The organism is Frondihabitans sp. PhB188 (assembly GCF_003752365.1).
Classification (GTDB): Bacteria; Actinomycetota; Actinomycetes; order Actinomycetales; family Microbacteriaceae; genus Frondihabitans.
Genome location: NZ_RJUO01000001.1, coordinates 65,101 through 81,610 on the forward strand (window position 1 = coordinate 65,101; position 16,510 = coordinate 81,610).

General features: G+C 70.1%; 14 protein-coding genes. 4 read left to right on the forward strand and 10 right to left on the reverse strand.

The window, feature by feature from the left end:
* The first annotated feature begins 40 nt into the window (after window positions 1-40).
* Window positions 41-3,499 (forward strand): bifunctional RecB family nuclease/DEAD/DEAH box helicase, encoded by a 3,459-nt coding sequence (locus EDF46_RS00265; RefSeq protein ID WP_123504291.1) that lies wholly within the window; start codon window positions 41-43, stop codon window positions 3,497-3,499.
* On the opposite strand, the gene EDF46_RS00270 is transcribed toward EDF46_RS00265, so the two are convergent.
* The 5 genes from EDF46_RS00270 to EDF46_RS00285 form a co-directional block, all read right to left on the reverse strand.
* Window positions 3,496-4,818: an O-antigen ligase family protein gene (locus EDF46_RS00270; protein ID WP_158614118.1), complete on the reverse strand. Its 1,323-nt coding sequence runs from the start codon at window positions 4,816-4,818 to the stop codon at window positions 3,496-3,498. The two genes, EDF46_RS00265 and EDF46_RS00270, sit on opposite strands and share 4 nt — an antisense overlap.
* On the reverse strand, window positions 4,737-5,465 hold the full coding sequence (locus EDF46_RS18220; RefSeq protein ID WP_158614119.1) for a hypothetical protein: 729 nt from the start codon (window positions 5,463-5,465) through the stop codon (window positions 4,737-4,739). Before EDF46_RS18220 ends, EDF46_RS00270 begins: the two co-directional genes overlap by 82 nt.
* Window positions 5,462-7,606, reverse strand: coding sequence for a carboxypeptidase regulatory-like domain-containing protein (locus EDF46_RS00275; protein WP_123504293.1), 2,145 nt, complete (start codon window positions 7,604-7,606; stop codon window positions 5,462-5,464). The genes EDF46_RS18220 and EDF46_RS00275 overlap by 4 nt, the downstream gene beginning before the upstream one ends.
* Before the next feature lie 142 nt (window positions 7,607-7,748).
* On the reverse strand, window positions 7,749-8,330 hold the full coding sequence (locus EDF46_RS00280) for a TetR/AcrR family transcriptional regulator (protein WP_123504294.1): 582 nt from the start codon (window positions 8,328-8,330) through the stop codon (window positions 7,749-7,751).
* Window positions 8,323-9,177, reverse strand: a complete 855-nt coding sequence (locus EDF46_RS00285) for an alpha/beta fold hydrolase (RefSeq protein WP_123504295.1) — start codon at window positions 9,175-9,177, stop codon at window positions 8,323-8,325. Before EDF46_RS00285 ends, EDF46_RS00280 begins: the two co-directional genes overlap by 8 nt.
* A 141-nt stretch (window positions 9,178-9,318) precedes the next feature.
* Between EDF46_RS00285 and EDF46_RS00290 the strand changes: the two genes are divergently transcribed.
* Entirely contained in the window at window positions 9,319-9,840 is a 522-nt protein-coding gene (locus EDF46_RS00290; protein WP_123504296.1) for an AAA family ATPase, read from the forward strand.
* A 4-nt stretch (window positions 9,841-9,844) separates the two neighbouring features.
* On the opposite strand, the gene EDF46_RS00295 is transcribed toward EDF46_RS00290, so the two are convergent.
* Entirely contained in the window at window positions 9,845-10,420 is a 576-nt protein-coding gene (locus EDF46_RS00295) for a TetR/AcrR family transcriptional regulator (protein ID WP_233579722.1), read from the reverse strand.
* Window positions 10,421-10,506: 86 nt separating this feature from the next.
* On the opposite strand from EDF46_RS00295, the gene EDF46_RS00300 reads away from it, so the two are divergent.
* Complete coding sequence (locus EDF46_RS00300; RefSeq protein ID WP_123504297.1) at window positions 10,507-11,472, forward strand: zinc-binding dehydrogenase; 966 nt, start codon at window positions 10,507-10,509, stop codon at window positions 11,470-11,472.
* A 75-nt stretch (window positions 11,473-11,547) separates the two neighbouring features.
* Here EDF46_RS00300 and EDF46_RS00305 read toward each other — a convergent pair whose 3' ends face one another.
* From EDF46_RS00305 to EDF46_RS00315, 3 genes are read right to left on the reverse strand one after another with little or no spacing between them, the layout of a single operon-like run.
* Window positions 11,548-12,108, reverse strand: a complete 561-nt coding sequence (locus tag EDF46_RS00305) for a hypothetical protein (protein WP_148061105.1) — start codon at window positions 12,106-12,108, stop codon at window positions 11,548-11,550.
* A 59-nt stretch (window positions 12,109-12,167) separates the two neighbouring features.
* Complete coding sequence (locus EDF46_RS00310; protein WP_123504299.1) at window positions 12,168-12,989, reverse strand: endonuclease/exonuclease/phosphatase family protein; 822 nt, start codon at window positions 12,987-12,989, stop codon at window positions 12,168-12,170.
* On the reverse strand, window positions 12,986-14,692 hold the full coding sequence (locus EDF46_RS00315; RefSeq protein ID WP_123504300.1) for a RecQ family ATP-dependent DNA helicase: 1,707 nt from the start codon (window positions 14,690-14,692) through the stop codon (window positions 12,986-12,988). The genes EDF46_RS00310 and EDF46_RS00315 overlap by 4 nt, the downstream gene beginning before the upstream one ends.
* A gap of 115 nt (window positions 14,693-14,807) precedes the next feature.
* Here EDF46_RS00315 and EDF46_RS00320 point away from each other — a divergent pair, with 115 nt between their 5' ends.
* Window positions 14,808-15,497, forward strand: coding sequence for an HAD family hydrolase (locus tag EDF46_RS00320; RefSeq protein WP_123504301.1), 690 nt, complete (start codon window positions 14,808-14,810; stop codon window positions 15,495-15,497).
* 62 nt (window positions 15,498-15,559) lie between these two features.
* On the opposite strand, the gene EDF46_RS00325 is transcribed toward EDF46_RS00320, so the two are convergent.
* The gene (locus EDF46_RS00325) at window positions 15,560-16,510 is read right to left on the reverse strand and encodes a helix-turn-helix domain-containing protein (protein ID WP_148061106.1); all 951 of its coding nucleotides are present in this window, start codon (window positions 16,508-16,510) and stop codon (window positions 15,560-15,562) included.

Below are 16,510 nucleotides of genomic sequence, written 5' to 3' on the forward strand. Positions count from 1 at the left end.
AGCGACGAGAAAGCCAGCCAGATCCACCCCGGGGAGCCACTTGTACGTCGATACCGCAGGCGACCGCGTCGTCACCAGTCCGTCCGACCTGAGCACGTGGGCGGCCTGCGAGTGGGCCTTCCTCCGCCGGCTCGACGCGAAGCTCGGGCGGATCGACAAGGCGGTCGACGTGCCCGACGCCATGCTCGAACGCACGGCCGCGCTCGGGATCGAGCACGAGGAGCGGTGGCTGGAGACGCTGCGGGGGCAGCTCGGCGCTGACAACATCGCGGAGTTCGCTGACCGGCCGAAGCCGAGCGAGTACGGCGAGGCGGCCGCGGCGGCTCGGGCGGCGATGGAGGCCCGAGTTCCTGCGCTGTATCAGGCCACGTTCTTCGACGGGTGGTTTCTGGGGTTCTCTGACTTCCTGGTGCTGAACGAGGCCGGCGAGTACGAGGTCTACGACACGAAGCTCGCGCGCCACGCCAAGATCTCGGCGCTGCTGCAGCTGGCGGGGTACTCCGAGCAGATCGCTGCCCTGGGCATTCCCGTGGGCGACCGCGTGCACCTCGTGCTCGGCAACGGCACGGTGAGCACGCATGCGCTGGCCGACATCCTGCCGGTGTACCGGGTGCAGCTCGTGCGTCTTCGCGAGGTGCTCGCCGACCGGCTCGCCGCCGACGCGGCGCTCGAGTGGGGCGACCCCCGGTTCGCGGCCTGCGGGCGGTGCGCGCAGTGCTCCGTCGAGGTCGAGGCGTCGCGCGACGTCGTGCTCGTGGCGGGCATGCGGCTCGAGCAGCGCGGTCGCCTGAACGCCGCCGGCATCACCACCATCGACCAGCTCGCACGGTCAACCGGGCCGATCGCGGGCATCTCGACGACGGTGCTCGACCGCATGCGGCGCCAGGCCGCCGCCCAGCTCGCGACCACCGGCCCGGTGCCCGCGGTCGAGGTCATCGCACCGCGCGCCCTCGACGCCATCCCCCTGCCCGACGCCGGCGACATCTTCTTCGACTTCGAGGGCGACCCGCTCTACACCGAAGACAACCGGACCTGGGGGCTCGACTACCTCTTCGGCCTGATCGAGAACGACGAGACCTTCGTCACCTTCTGGGCGCACACGATCGCCGAGGAGCGCACTGCGCTAGAAGACTTTCTCGACTACCTGCGGGAACGCCGCGCGGCGCACCCCGGCATGCACATCTACCACTACGCCTCGTACGAGAAGACGCACCTGCTCTCGCTCGCGGCGCGCCACGGCGTCGGCGAAGACGAGATCGACGAGCTGCTGCGCCAGAACGTGCTCGTCGACCTGTACCCGATCGTGAAGCAGGCGCTCGTCGTCGGGTCGCACAGCTACTCCATCAAGAAGCTCGAACCCCTCTACATGGACACCACGCGCGCCGGCTACGACGTGGCGAATGCCGTCGACAGCATCGCCGCGTACGCCCACGCCATCGACGTCGTGCGATCGGGCGACGCCGTCGAAGGCCAGAGACTGCTCGACCAGGTCGGCGACTACAACCGCTACGACTGCATCTCGACGCTCAAGCTACGCGACTGGCTGCTGACGCTGCGCCCGCCGGTCGAGACAGACGCCGCCCCGGAGCTCGACCTGGCCGAAGCCCCGGTGCCCGCCGAGCCGAACCCCACCTTCGTCTCGCTCATGGCGACGATCGAGGGCATTGACCCGGCCGACCGCACCGCCGACCAGACGGCGATCGCCCTCGCCGCCAGCGCCATCGACTACCACCGCCGCGAAGCCAAGAAGTCGTGGCAGGAGCACTTCAACCGCCTCGAAGCCGACATCGACGACTTCGCCGACGAGAAAGACGTCTTCGTCGTCGAGCGCGCCACGGTCGACGCCGACTGGGCGCCGCCGGTCAAACCCGCGCGCAGCTGGTCGCGCACCCTGCGACTCACGCTCCGCCCCGCACCCGGCAGCCGCCTGTCGGTCGGAGCCAAGCCTCGCGCCCTCTACGACTTCCCGCCGCCACCCGGCCTCAAGACGTCGGGCCCGGCATCGCGCGGCTTCACCGGATCGATCGAGATCATCGACATCGTCGGCACGACCGAGACCACCGTCGAGGCGGTCGTGCTCGAGCGCCTGCCCAAAGACGTCGAGCCCTACGACGACCACCCGGTCGCCCTGACGCCCGGCCCGCCGATCGCGACGAAGATCCTGAGCGACGCCATCGGCGAGTGGGGCGCCACGCTGCTCGAGCACCTCCGAGCGGGCGCAGAGCTGCCGGCCGACCCCGTGCTCGACCTGCTGCGCCGCATCCCGCCGCGCGCGACGATCGCCGGCATCCACGACGATGACACGGTCGAGGCGGTCGTGTCGACGTTGCTGTCGTCCGACCACACCTACCTCGCAATCCAAGGCCCACCAGGAACGGGCAAGACCTACGTCGGCTCCCACGTCATCGCGCGCCTCGTCGCCGCCCACGGCTGGCGCATCGGTGTCGTCGCCCAGTCGCACGCCGCCGTCGAGAACGTGCTCGACGCCGTCGTGAAGGCCGGCCGTGCTGTCGGGCTGAGCCCGGACCGCATCGGCAAGACCCCGAAGGACGCCGAGAAGCACGACTCGGAGTGGATAGCGCTCGTCAAGAAGAGCGGGGAGGGCGAGTTCCTGGGCCGAGAAGGCGGTCTCGTCTTCGGCGGGACGGCGTGGACCTTCGCCGGATCGCTGACGGAGCGGCGCTCGTTCGACCTGCTCGTCGTCGAGGAGGCCGGGCAGTTCTCGCTCGCGCCGACCATCGCCGCCGCGGTCTCGGCCGAGCGCCTGCTGCTGCTCGGCGACCCGCAGCAGCTGCCGCAGGTCAGCCAGGGCACGCACCCCGAGCCGGTCGACGAGTCGGCGCTCGGCTGGCTCGCCGACGGGCGCGACGTGCTGCCGGCGGAGTTCGGGTACTTCCTCGCGCAGACCCGCCGCATGGACCCGGCGCTGTGCGCGCCGGTCTCGGCCCTCTCGTACGCCGGCGAGCTGCGATCGCGCGCCCCGCAGCGACTGCTCGAGGGCATCGAGCCCGGGTTGCACGTCGCCGCGGTCGACCACCTCGGCAACACGACGTCGTCGCCCGAAGAGGCTGCACGCGTCGTGGCCATCGCCCTCGACGCCGTCGGGCGCCGCTGGTTCGACGGCCCCGACGACACCGTCGGCCGTCCGTTGGAGGCGCGCGACGTCATCGTGGTCGCGCCCTACAACGCGCAGGTGCACCTGCTGCGCGACGCTCTCGACGAAGCCGGCCTGCACGAGACGCAGGCCGGAACCGTCGACATGTTCCAGGGCCGTGAAGGCGTCATCGCGATCGTGTCGCTGGCCGCCTCGTCGAGCGCTGACATCGCACGGGGTCTGGAGTTCCTGCTGCAGCCGAACCGCTTGAACGTCGCGATCTCGCGGGCGCAGTGGGCGGCGTTTTTGGTGTGCTCGCCAAGGCTCGCGACCGGGCTGCCGCACTCGCTGGGGGAGCTGGGCTTGCTGAGTCGATTCATTCGGCTGACGTCCGGGGACAGCTAGCGACCACCGCCAGAAAGGTCTGCGATCCGCGCCTCGGCCCGCGTCTGGCTCGCCTCGTCGCCCGACTGCTGATACGCGAAGGCCAGCGTCTTCCAGATGTCGACATCGTCGGGTGCGAGCTCGGACGCCCGCACGAGCTCGGTGGTCGCGTCGTCTACCTTGCCCTGCACGAGAAGCACGCCTCCGAGCCGCTGAGCCACCTCGGAATCGTACGGGTGGTCGTTCGCGAGCCCGCGCAGCGTCGACGCTGCGCCATCGAGATCGCCCGTGTACTGCTCGCCGACGGCGAGTGCCTTACTCGCCAGGAGGTCGCCGGGCGTCGACCGCAGCGCGCGACGGGCCCAGTTCACGGTGAGAGGAGCGGCCGCGGTGTTCCCTGCGTCGGCGGACGCCGCCAACGACTGGGCGGCGATCGACGCGACATCGGCATCCCACGGCCGGAGGCGCGCGGTGGTCTCGAACGAGGAGTCCGCCCGGGCGATATCACCGGCTGCGGCGGCAGTGACGCCGTTTCCAAGCGGGATGTCGGCGACAGCCGCGACCCCCAGGAACGCGCACCACGCGACGACGCCAACGGATCGCAACGCGCCGAGTGGGCGCCGTAGCGCCCGCTTCGGCGCGGGCGCCCGCGCCACCAGGGCTCCGAACAGCAACGCCGGCAGGATGACCGTTCCCGGTGCGGTGAACGTCACCGACCAGCCGACGGCAAGGCCGGACAGAGCCGCGACGGCAGCGGCGAGGACGTCGGCCCGGTCGGGATCGGAGGAGACGGGCGGGCCGTCGGCGGGTGGTCGGGTGGCGGCTGTCCAGTTCCTGCGCGCCGAGACCACACCGAGAACGATCGCGACGAGACCCACGCACACGAGGAGGATGCCGCCGGCGGAGAGGAGTTGCAGGATCCAGTTGTGCGGCGAGTCCAAGGTCGTGGCCGAACCCACGTCGCGCTGCCACTGCGCGCCGTGGACTCGGCTGACGGCGTCGAGGAAGCCGCTCGGCCCCCAGCCGAGGACGGGGCGTTGAGCGATGACAGCCAGGGCCTCGCGCCAGATGAGAAGCCTGTCGGCGGCGGACTCGAAGGCCAGTCCGTCGGTCGAGACGAAACGCGCCCGGGTTGCGGGTAGGGCCAGGGTCGTGGCGACGACGACCGCGAGCATGGCGGCTGACACGACGATGATGGTGCGGCGCTGACGCGGGCTGCCCGCCCGACGAAGCTCGATCACGAGGTGGACGACGACGGTCACCGCTGCCGCCGCCGCCGCACCGCGCGATGCGGACGCGACGATGGTGAACACCGCCGCAGCCAGGGCTGCGACGAGCACGACCCGGCGGCTCGACGAAGTCGGCGCCGGGAGGACGGCACGTGGCGGCGACACCTTGCCGCGCTTCGCGACTGCACGCCCGGGGCAGCCACTGGAGCCCAGGCACGGAGGGTGGGGAGCAGGAGGACGGCCGCGAACACGACGCCCACGAGTCCCTGGTCGCTCGCGTTGCCGAGGAGCGCGCCGGGCCGGTCGGCGGAGCTGCCGAGGGGGCGGAAGCCGATCGTCTCGAGCAGCGACACGAACCCCAGGAGGAGGGACGCGGTCGCGACCCCGGAGACCAGCGTCGCCGACCGGGAGGAGGGCGCTCTCGGGCCCATGATCCGAGTGCCCAGCCAGACCGCGGCGACGTACACCGGCAGCATGACGGCTCCTTCATACCGCGGCCACCGGCCCCAGATCTCGGCCCAGGGTGCTGGTGACAGCACGGCTGCCGTCACGAGCACGACGGCGGCCGCCGCGACCAGCGGAGCGAACCACCGCGGCAGGCGGCCGTCACCGGTTCGCGCGAAGCTCGCCACCGCGCAGGCGGTGGCGAGCACGACCGCCTTGGGGAGGAACCAGCGGTCGAGGGCCCCCGGCAAGAACACGATCGGCGCGAGGCAGGCCACCCACAGCGAGAGGCGCGGGAGCGTGCCCGACGTCACTTCACGGTGACCGATGCGCTGCTCTTGGCGACCTTGCTGTAGCCGGACTTGGCGCCCGAGACGACGACCGTCAGCTTCTTGCCCCGGTCGGTCGCCGTGGGCGTGTAGGTCGACTTGGTGGCCTTGGCGATGGACGTCGATCCGCGTTTCCACTGGTAGGTGAGCGTCACCGGTGCGGGCGACCACGTGCCCGCCTTCGCCGTCAGCTTCTTGCCGACGGCCGCTGTTCCGGTGATCTTCGGCACGGGCGTCGCTGTGAGTGCGCGCGGAGGGGTGAACGAGGCCGAGCTCTGCGATGTGGTCGTGTAGCCCGTGATCTTCGCCGTGACCCTGACCGAGACGGCCTTGCCGCCGTCGGCCGCGACGAGCTTGTGGGTCGCCTTCGTGGCACCGCTGATTGTGGCGCCGTCCCGGAGCCACTGGTAGGTCAGCGTCGCGCTCGAGGGTGAGACGATCGTCACGGCCTTCTGGGTGGCCCCGACCGCGTGGGTTCCGCCCGTCGTCACCGAGGAGATCGTGATCGTGCCCGGCGTGACGGCGTCGGTGGCGGCGCTCGTCTGGCTGATGCTCGTGTAGCCGGACCGTACGCCCTTCACCGTGACGGTGATGGCCTTCCCTGCGTCGGCGCCGAGGAGCGTGTACGTGCTCTTCGTGGCCCCGGAGATCGCGGTGCCGTTCCGCTTCCACTGGTACGTGTACGACGTGGCGGTGGGCGACCAGGTGCCGGGGACGGCGGTGAGCTTGCTGCGCACGGCGGTCGTGCCGGTGATGACGGGAAGCGGGTGGGTCGCGAACTTGGCCAGGGGGCCCGCGACGGTCAGGACGGCGTTGATCCCCTTCGTGGCCGAGGTGCCCACCACCTGTACTGTCTGCGAATCGGCGATCGTACGCGAGTCGTCGTAGTACTCGTCAGTGAACAGCGCCGCCGTCGAGTAGCTGGTGAAGCCGACCTTGTAGGTGCCGGCCGAGAGACCCGGGATGACGTACTTGCCGTCGCCCTCGTACGACGAGCCGCGCGCCAGCGCCTCCCACTTGCCGTCGGAGTCCTGCGCGTAGGCGGTCGAGGTGAAGGTCGCGCGCTTGCCATCGGCGGTCACCGTCCCGGTGATGCTGCCGCCGAGGGGAAGGGCGATGTCGCGCGTTATCTGGCCGGTCCCGGACACGGCGATCTGCTCTGCGTCGGAGCGGTGGACGACGCCGGCGTTGTTCCCGGCAGAGAACTGCGTCACATGCTTGACATCGTTGTACGAGGCACCGAAGCGGAGCGTATAGGTGCCCGCGGGGACGTTCTCGAGCGAGTAGTACCCGTTCTCGTCGGTGTAGGTGAATGCGCCGAAGGGCGGGTGCGACGGGGAGAATGACGCTTTTTCAGAAGAGGGCGCGTCGACGTCGAGCAGCGAGACTTCTGCCATATCGGCGGCGCCTCCCGGGCTGCCCGTGACGTGGCCGGAGATCGTGGCTCCGGGTGACACCGCGGTCACACCCGTGTCGATTGTCTGGCCGGTGGCCACTTCGAAGGCTGTGGCTGCGGCCAGCGAGGAGGTGCCGCCTACGTAGACCGGCGCGATGTCGTCGCCCGAGATCCGGACCCGGTAGGTGCCGGCCGCGAGTCCAGTGATCGTGAACGCGCCGTTCGACTCGACGGAACCGGGGTAGCCGCTGTAGTCGCCGTCGGCGGTGTACGCCTGGGCGTAGCGGGCAGTGGTGCTGGTCGGAGTCGCATGCCCGGTGAGTCTGGCCCCGGCCGCGATCTTCACGTTGCGCGTGAAGCTCGGGGTCGTGGTCGTCAGGTCGAACGAGGGAGAGTGCGTCTCGAGGACGTGCTTGCCGTCGTCCGTGAAGACTGCCACGTAGAAGCCCGTGCCCGCGACCTTGGGGAGCGCGAACGAGTACTTCCCGGTCTTCGAGACCGAGCCGTAGGCGAAGACGGTTCCCGATTCGCCGTACTCCAGGGTGATGGAGGTGTTCGCCGGAACGGCACCGGTGGTCGCATCGCCGATCACACCGCTCACTGTCCGCGTTGCGGTGGCGGCATCAGCTCGCAACCCCGGAGCGATGGACGCCGAGGCCGCGAGGGCAAGCGCAAGAAGGGCGATGGCGAGGCGAGATCGGCGGCGGCCGAGATGCGCGGGAATGATCATGGGTGTCCTTGTCCGGGCGGGGCGTTCCCCACGACGAGCGTCCGAAGTGACGTTCGCTCATGCTAGAGCAGAAGCGATTGATTCTCAGTAAATGCGCCGAACTCGGTCACGGGCGAGCGAACGAATGACCCCGCCCCGTCCTCTACTCGGCCGGCGGCGCGGTGGTCGCCGTCAGACCACGGTCGATGAAGTCGACCATCCAGGCGAAGCTCTCGTCGACGTCGGTCGCCATCTGGAAGCCGCCCGCCATCTCGAGCATCGCGAACCCGTGGAGGCTGCTGCGCAGCATCCGCAGCGCGTGGGTCTCGTCGGCCGGGTCGAGACGGTAGCCCCGCAGGACGGCCGCGAACGAGTCGAGGCCGCGCAGCAGCGCGATCGACAGGGGGTCGTCGGGGCCGGTGGCGCGGGCTCCCACGGTGGCTTCGTACCGGCCCGGGTGGTCTCGGACGAACGCGCGCATCGCGTGGGCCGCCGCGGCGAGGGCGTCGCTGCCCGCACGGCCCTGGGTCGCGTCGCGAACAGCGTCGCTCAGCTCGGTGGCCGCCAGAACGGCGACGCTGTGCACCAGGGCCGCCAGGCCGTCGACGTGCTTGTACAGCGAGGGCGCCTTGACGCCGAGATGCGCGGCGACGACGTTCATGTTCAGCTGCGACAGCCCGATCTCGTCGGCCACGGTGGCCGCGGCTCTGGTCACGACGTCGGCATCCAGGCCCGCTCTAGGCATTGTCGGCCTCCGTACCGACAGGGAGCGTCGACGTCAGGAACGGCAGGAGCAGGTCGAGCAGCTTCTCAGGCGTCTCCGCGTGCGGGTAGTGGCCGGCACCGTCGATGACCGCGATCTGGCCGAGGCCGGTGGCGAGGTCGGCCATGATGCGCTCGCCCTCGGCGCGTGGGTCGGCCCAGTCCGGGTCAGCGCCGCCCTCGACGATGAGCACCGGGCAGCGGACGTCGGCGAGACGAGCGCCGGCGTCGGCGGGGCTCGTCTTCGTCATGGCCCGCAGGACGCCCATCCGCTCGGGGTCGGTGAGCGTCGTCTCGATGCGAGCCCGCTCGATGCTCCAGTCGGCCGGCTTCGTCGGGATGGCGATGTCGAGGTAGCTCATCCAGCCCGTCAGGCTGCCGCTCATCATGACTCTCGCGAGCTGGATCGTTCCTCGGCGGTGGTTCTTGACCCGAAGAAGACCGCCCAGGTCGACCGACTGCGTGCGGGTGAAGGGCGCGAGCTCGACGATCCCCGCGATGAGGTCGGGTGCCGTGGCGGCGGCGATAGTCGCCGCGCCCCCGCTGATCGACTGGCCGACGACGACCGCCGGGCCGCCGAGGTGCCGGACCAGCGCGACGAGGTCACCGGCGATGTCGGTGCGCCCGTACCCGGTCCACCCGGTGCTCGACTCTCCGCACCCGCGGATGTCGACGTTGGCGACCCGGTAGCCGGCCGCGACGAGGGCCGGGACGATGAAGCGGTACGAGTGACGGCTGTCGCCCATGCCGTGGGCGAGCACGACCAGGGGGCCGTGGCCCTGCAGGTCGTAGGCGATGGTCTGGCCATCGATGTCGAGTGTCTCGGTCATGATCTCTCCCAATTGGCTAATTGCGTTAGCCAAAAGCTAGCACGGTTAGCTTCGGCTGTCGAGAGGGTGCTCTGCCTATCGATCGACGATCACCCCTCCGGCGGACGCGAGACGAAATCGCACGCGCCTAGAGTCGCCACTATGATCGTCTGGCTCAACGGAACACACGGTGCAGGAAAGACGACGACCGCCCGCCTGCTGCAGCCGCTGGTGGCCGACTCGCGGATCCTCGACGCCGAGAAGGTCGGCGAGGTGCTGATGGACGTCACGCCCGGGCTCCCGGCGACCGACAACTTCCAGCACTGGGCACCGTGGCGACCGGTGGTCGTCGAGACGGCCCGGCAGGTGCTCGAGTACACGGGTGGCACGCTGATCATGCCGATGACCGTGCTGGTCGAGGAGTACTGGCGCGAGATCAGCTCCGGGCTGGCGTCGCACGGCATCTCGGTCCGGCACTTCGTGCTGCATGCCGATCAGGCGACTCTCAGTGCGCGGATCGAGAACGACCACGAGCTCGGCCCCTCCGTCTTCCGTCGTGCCTACCTCGAGCCCTACGCCGAGGCGGCGCGGACGTGGCTGCACGCCGAGGCCGAGGTCGTCGACACGACCGGCCTCGCGGCCGACATCGTCGCGGCGCGAATCGCTCAGGCGGTTCGCCAGTAGCGGCTCAGGCCGACGCCCTCAGCGCATCGATGGCGAGGTCGGCGAAGCGGCGGGCAGCCGCATCGCGCCGTGACGGCGGCAGTGCGGCGAGCCCGCGCCCGGCGAGCAGCACGAGCATCAGGTCGTTCATCACGAAGTCGGCGCGCAGCTCGCCCGACTCCTGAGCGCGCCGCACCAGCGACGTCAGCAGGTGCAGCAGCTCGCGGCGGTGGGTTGTGAAGTCGGCGGCGTCCGGATACTGGCTCGTGAACGCCTCGACGAACCCGTGGTTGCGCGCGTTCAGCTCGGTGAGCTCCACGATGACCGACTGCAGGCCGCGCCAGGGGGCAGGATCAGCGGCGCCGTCCTCGACGATCGCCCGGCAGGCGCTCAGCTCGTCGGCGAACGCGGCGGCCACCAGGTCGGGCTTGGTCGGAAATCGGCGGTACAGCGTCGCCGGGCCCACCCCGGCGCGCCTCGAGATCTCGCGCATCGGCACCCCCAGGCCCTCCGTCGCGAAGAGCTCGCGCGCCGCGGCGAGCACCCGGTCGCGGTTGCTCTGGGCGTCGCTGCGCAGGAGGTGAGGCAATCCGTCGGTCACGGGTCTCACTTTAGCGAAGTGGACGGGGGCGTCCGCTACGGTCGCACTCGGCGCGGGTGACGCGCAATCAGCAGAAGGAGCACGCAGTGCGGGCAGTGACGATCGAGGAGTACGGGCCGGCGTCGGGGTTGGTCGTGACGGAGCGGCCGGATCCTGCGCCCGAATCAGGTGTCATGCTGATCGCGGTGGAGGCGATCGGCGTCGGGGGAGTCGACGCGGTCATCCGGCGCGGGACGCTCGGTACGGGATTTCCGGTGGGGATGATCCCGGGCAGCGAGGTCGCCGGGACGGTCGTGCAGGTCGGCGACGGCGTGGACGAGCACTGGCTGGGCACGAAGGTGTGGGCGTTTACAGGAATACAGGGCGGCTACGCCGAGCTCGCGGTGGCTGCCGAGCGGGATGTGACCGAGATTCCTGACGGACTCGCCGCGACCGACGCCGTCGCCCTCGGCAGCGCGGGCCCTGTGGCGCACTTCGCCCTCGCGCACGGCCGGTTCGCGCCGGGGGAGTCGGTACTCGTGCGCGGTGCGTCGGGGAGCCTGGGGATCGTGGCCGTGCAACTCGCTGCGCGGGGCGGGGCCGGACGTATCGCCGTGACGACGTCGTCTCAGGAGCGTGGAGAGCGACTGCTCGCCCTGGGCGCGACTGACGTGCTGGATCGGGATGGCCGCGAGTTCGGGACCGGTGACGGCGACACGACCTTCGACGTCCTGATCGACGTGATCGGCGGCGAGGGCCTGCCCGCGTTCTTCGACCGGCTCGCCCCCAACGGCCGCATCGTGTCGATCGGCATCGTCGGCGGCTACCCGCCGGCCGACTTCGGCATGGGGCTGATGCGGCTGTTCCAGCGGTCGCTATCGTTCTCGACGTTCAGCCTCGACACGGTGCCGGTGCCCGAGCGGACTGCGGCGCGGGCGAGTCTTCTCGGGGCGGCGGCACGAGGCGAGATCTCAGCGGTGGTCGACGGGGTGCTGCCGCTCGCCGACGCCGCCGACGCTCACAGCAGGATGGACGCGGGCGGGGTCTTCGGGCGCTACGTGCTCGTGCCCTGAGGCGGGTCGCACACCGGGAGGCGGGTCGCACACCGGAAGGCGGGTGTCACGACAACCGCGAGACGGTTGGCAGCGTCACCCCGCCGTCGACGTCGGCCGCGCCAGCAGCGCCGAAGCGAACACACCCGCGAACAGTCCACCGAGACCGTCGGCCGCGAGGTCGCCGATCGTGTCGACGTAGCCGACGAAGATGCCGGGTGAGATGAACGAGTGCCCGGCCCACTCGAGCATCTCCCATACGGCACCGAGGCCCAACCCGGCGATCGTCGCCACGACGGCGAAGCCGATCCGGTGGTCGCCGACCCCGGGGAGCAGACGCGAACGCTGGGCGATGACGAGGGCCAGAGCCGTGAGGCACCCGGTGAGGGCGAAGTGAATCAGCTTGTCCCACCCGATCACGGTCGTGTACAGCTCGAAGACGTTGCTCCAGGCGGCTGTGAGGCACGCGATGCCGGTCGCCAGATCAAGAGCGCTGCGAACACCGAGGGCTCGCGGAACGATCACTCCGAGCATCGCGAGCGCGAAGACCCCGAGCTGCACCGGACCCCAGCCGATCGTGGCGACGACGATGCTGACGACGGCGAGCCCGCGCACGACGTCGGCGGCGAGAAGACCCGCTGTGGTCGGTCGGCGCAAGAAGGTCTGGCCCGTGGATCGAAGTACGGCGCCACGGCCGCGTGCGTCGGCGTGGCCGCTCACATCGCCCGCCACGTGACGACGGCGTGGACAGGATCGTGATCCGATAAGGCCCATCCGGCGTTGACCCCGGCGGCCGAGACGACCGCCGAAGGGTCGGTCAGAATCCAGTCGAGCCGGCGCCCGTGCGGCTGCGGCGCCCCGTAACGCGAAAACGTGCCTCGGGTCTCGCTGAGGCGGCGCTCGGCGACGTCGAACGCGTCGACGAGGACGCCTCCCGCGGTCAGGGCTCGATGGGGAGCGGAGTCGGCGTCGGCATTGAAGTCGCCCAGGACCACGACGGGGCCCTCGACCGCCTCGACGGACCTCGAGAGCATTCGCGCCGACCTCAGCCGCGACCGCGCCGACAGATGATCGAAGTGGGTGACGAAGACCGTGAGAGGGGAGCCGGAGACTCGGTCGGCCAGGGTCGCCTGGGTGACGATCCGCGGAATCCGGTTGCCGAACGATCTGCTTGCGGCGCGGGTCGGCGTGGCGGAGAGCCACCAGGTGCTGCTGTCCTGCACGACGAATCGCGCGGTGTCGACGAAGAGCACGCAGCGCTCGCCGCGACCGTCGCGCCCGCGCCCGCCCCCGACCGAGGCATAGCTCGAACCGAGCATCTCGCCGATCGCGTCCGCCTGGTCGGGGAGCGCCTCCTGAACTCCCAGGATCCCGGGTCGCTCCCGTCGGAGGAGCGTCTGCATCAGCTGCCGCCGATGCGACCACCGATCGGCCGCGGGAGACGGCCAGAGGCGGGGCATCCGGCGCCGGACGTTGAGGGTCATCAGGTGGACGGCGGGCGGCTTCACTGCCCCGACCAGGGGCTCGTCGTGCGTCACCGAGCGGCCGCGGTCTGGTGCCCCGGGCTGATGTGAAGGAGTTCTCGCTTCAGCACCTCCTCGGTGTCGAGCACCTTGTACCCCTCGCTCTCGAAGAACACGGTGACTCGCCCCTCGTCGTTCGACATGACGGTTCCTGTGCCCCAGGCGTCATGCACGACGGTCGTGTCGGCCGGAAAAGCGTCGCCAGAGGTCTCGACCGCGTCGTTCGAGCTCGCTACCGCGTCGTCCGAGCTCTCGACCTGCTCGACCGATTCGGTCGATCGGTCGCAGTTGTCGCAGTTGCCGCAGCGCTCCGGCGCGTCCTGGCCGAAGTAGCCGAGAAGGTACCGGCGCCGGCACCTCGTGGTCTCGGCGTACCCGCGCATCATCGCGATGCGCGACTTCTCGACTCGTTCCCGGGTCGCTGCGATACCGCGCGCGGCCTCCGCCGCGCCCTTCGGGTCGAAGCCGGCGGCGGCGGCGACCCCCTTCGCCGACTCCGTCACGGCACCGGCTTCGTGGAGGAGGTCGAGCAACCGCGACACGGTCCGGCGCTTCAGCGCGACCTGATCGGCCACGGCGGACCGCCTGACCGGGCCGCCGGCCACGGACACGACCGTGAAGACGTCCCTCAGCTGATCGCGTGGCGGCAGGCCGGAGACGAAGAACGTTCGGAGTGAGAGGTCTTCGGGGCGGTAGTGAAGCGTGGCGGTGGAGGGCTCGCCGTCTCGCCCCGCTCGGCCGATCTCCTGGTAGTACTCGTCGAGCGAGTCCGGGACATCCGCATGGATGACGCTCCGGATGTCGGGCTTGTCGATCCCCAGCCCGAAGGCGCTGGTCGCCACGACGACATCGACTGCGCCCGCCGAGAACCGCTCGTGCGCCTCGCCCCGCTCGGCAGAGCGATGGCCGCCGTGGTAGCCGATGACGGCGAGCTCTGGCCGCGCCTCAGAGATCGATGTCGGGTACGTGCCGGTCTCACGCCGTGTCGCGACATAGACGATCGCGGGCATCTCGGCGGAGGCCAGCTGGTCCTCAACGGCGCGTACCTTCTCGTCGTCGTCCTCGTGGCGCACCACCTCAAGGTGCAGGTTGGGGCGGTCGAATCCGTGACTGAAGAGAGCAGGATCCCGCAATCCCAATCGCTGCCCGATGTCGTCGCGGATCGGCCCCGATCCGGTCGCCGTCAGCGCGAGGACGGGAGGTCGGCCGAGGCGTTCGGCGATCTCACCCAGGTGCAGGTAGTCGGGACGGAAATCGTGGCCCCAGGTCGAGACGCAGTGCGCCTCGTCCACGACGACGAGGGCGACGCCGGCGGTCGACAGGCGCTCGACGGCCTCGTCGTCGGCCAGCTGCTCGGGCGCCACGAACACGTATGTCGCATCGCCCCTCGCGAGGCGCTGCCAGCTCTCCTCGTTCTCGGCCGCTGTGTGCCCCGAATTGATCGAGACGGCGACGGGGGCGTCAGGCTTCTCCGAGAGCCCTGCGACCTGGTCGGCCTGAAGCGCGATCAGCGGCGAGACGACGATCGTCGGTCCGTCCAGCAGCGCTCCCGCCACCTGGTAGATCGCCGACTTGCCGTAGCCGGTCGGCATCACGGCCAGGACGTCGCGACCCTCCAGGATCGCCGTGATCGCCTTCTCCTGGGGCGGCCGCAGGTCGTCCCAGCCGAAGCGGTCGGCGGCTGTCCGTGCGATGTCGTGCGTCAGGGTGGTGCTCATTCGATCCTTCATCCGTGGTTCAGGAATCCATGAGACGACGCGGGTCGACGACACGCTCACGCTTGTCAGTCGATGCGCGGTCGGTTGTACCCCGGTTGCGGCGTAGCGTCGACGCATGAGCACAGAGCCCGCCACCGCAGTCCTCTTCGACATCGACGGAACCCTCGTCAGTTCGAACTTCTTGCATGTCGACGCCTGGAACGCGGCATTCAGCGATCTCGATCTCGCTGTGCCGTCCTGGCGGATCCAGAGCGCCATCGGCGCCGACGGCTCCGAGCTGCTCGAGCAGCTCATTCCCGGCGAATCGGACGAGGTCCGCTCCCGCGCCTCCGAGCTCCACGCGGAGCACTACCAGGGACTCGCACCGCGACTGCAGCTCCTTCCCGGCGCTCGAGACCTGCTTCGTGCGTTGTCCGACCGTGGATGCCGAGTCGTCCTCGCCACCTCGGCACCCCAGCAGGAGCTCGAGATCCTGCTCGAGCTGCTCGACGCCGACGAGTTCGTGTACGCGGTGACGTCGTCTGAGGACGTCGAGACGGCGAAGCCGGCACCCGACATCGTCAGTGTCGCACTCGAGCGGTCCGGCGCCGACACGGATCGGGCGATCATGGTCGGCGACGCCGTCTGGGACTGCAAGGCCGCTGCGGCCGCGGGTCTTGCAGCCATCGCCGTCCGATCGGGCGGGACCGGACGAGCGGAGCTGGTCGAAGCCGGAGCGGTGGCCGTCTACGACGACACGGCGGCCTTGCTGGCCGACATCGACGAGAGCCCCCTCCGGGGTCTGACGGATGCCTCTCGGGGGTGAGGCCCGGCCGTCGACGCTCGGGCTTGCACGGCGACGGCGCTGATCCTGGTGTCCCCGAGTACTCAGCGTCGCGCGGTGTCGCCGGGGCGCTCGCCGAAGCGATCGGCGTAGGCCGCAGAGAATCGACCGAGGTTGCCGAAGCCCCATCTCCGTGCGACGTTCGCGACCTCGCCCGATCGGCCCGCGTCGAGTTCGGCCCGCGCGCGGTCGAGGCGCACACCTCGCAGGTAGGCGTTCGGCGTCGTCTCGAGGACACGGCGGAAGCCCTCCTGAAGAGTGCGAAGACCCAGGCCGGAGGCCGAGGCGATGTCCGTCGTGCTGATGGGCAGGTGCGCGTTGGCGTGGATGAAGTCCACCGCGACCTTCAGGGACGTGTTCTTCGCGACGTGCAGGGACGCGGGGATGTCGCTCCGCCGAGGGGGGAAGAGGCCGAGAAACGCGATCGCGGTGATCCGAGTCATCTCGGCCTGGAGGACGGGGCTCGTCGTGACGTCCGCACCGATGCGGGCCACGAGTCCGATGGTGTTCTTCCAGGCCCGGATCGAGGCGCCCGTCGGAGGGACGGTGTGATCCAGTGTGAGGGGCCCGGGCCCGCGGCCGTACTGCTCGGCGGCGATCGTCTCGAGGTAGGGGCGGTGGAAGTGCACGAGCTGCTGGTGGACGTCGGTGAAGTCGAAGGAGAAGGGCCAGTCGGTGGGGAAGACCATCAGCTGCTCGACGTCGAGAAGGCTCTCGGATCGACCGATGTCGAAACGGCCCGTTCCTGAGACGAGCCAGGAGACGACGTAGTCGTCGCCGGGGGCGATGACGCCGCTGACATGCCCGTCGAACCGGGTCGACCTCAAGGTCATGTCTCTGTCGCCACGAGCGGTGTGCCTGTAGAAGAAGGGGCGCTCGGTGGCTTCGGCCTGAAACGTGTTGCCGTTGTAGCCCGACTGGAAGAGGTCGACGGCCGCGTCGATGTCTCTTCCCTGGGCTTCGATCCGCACCCGCGGATCCGATTCGGACGACAC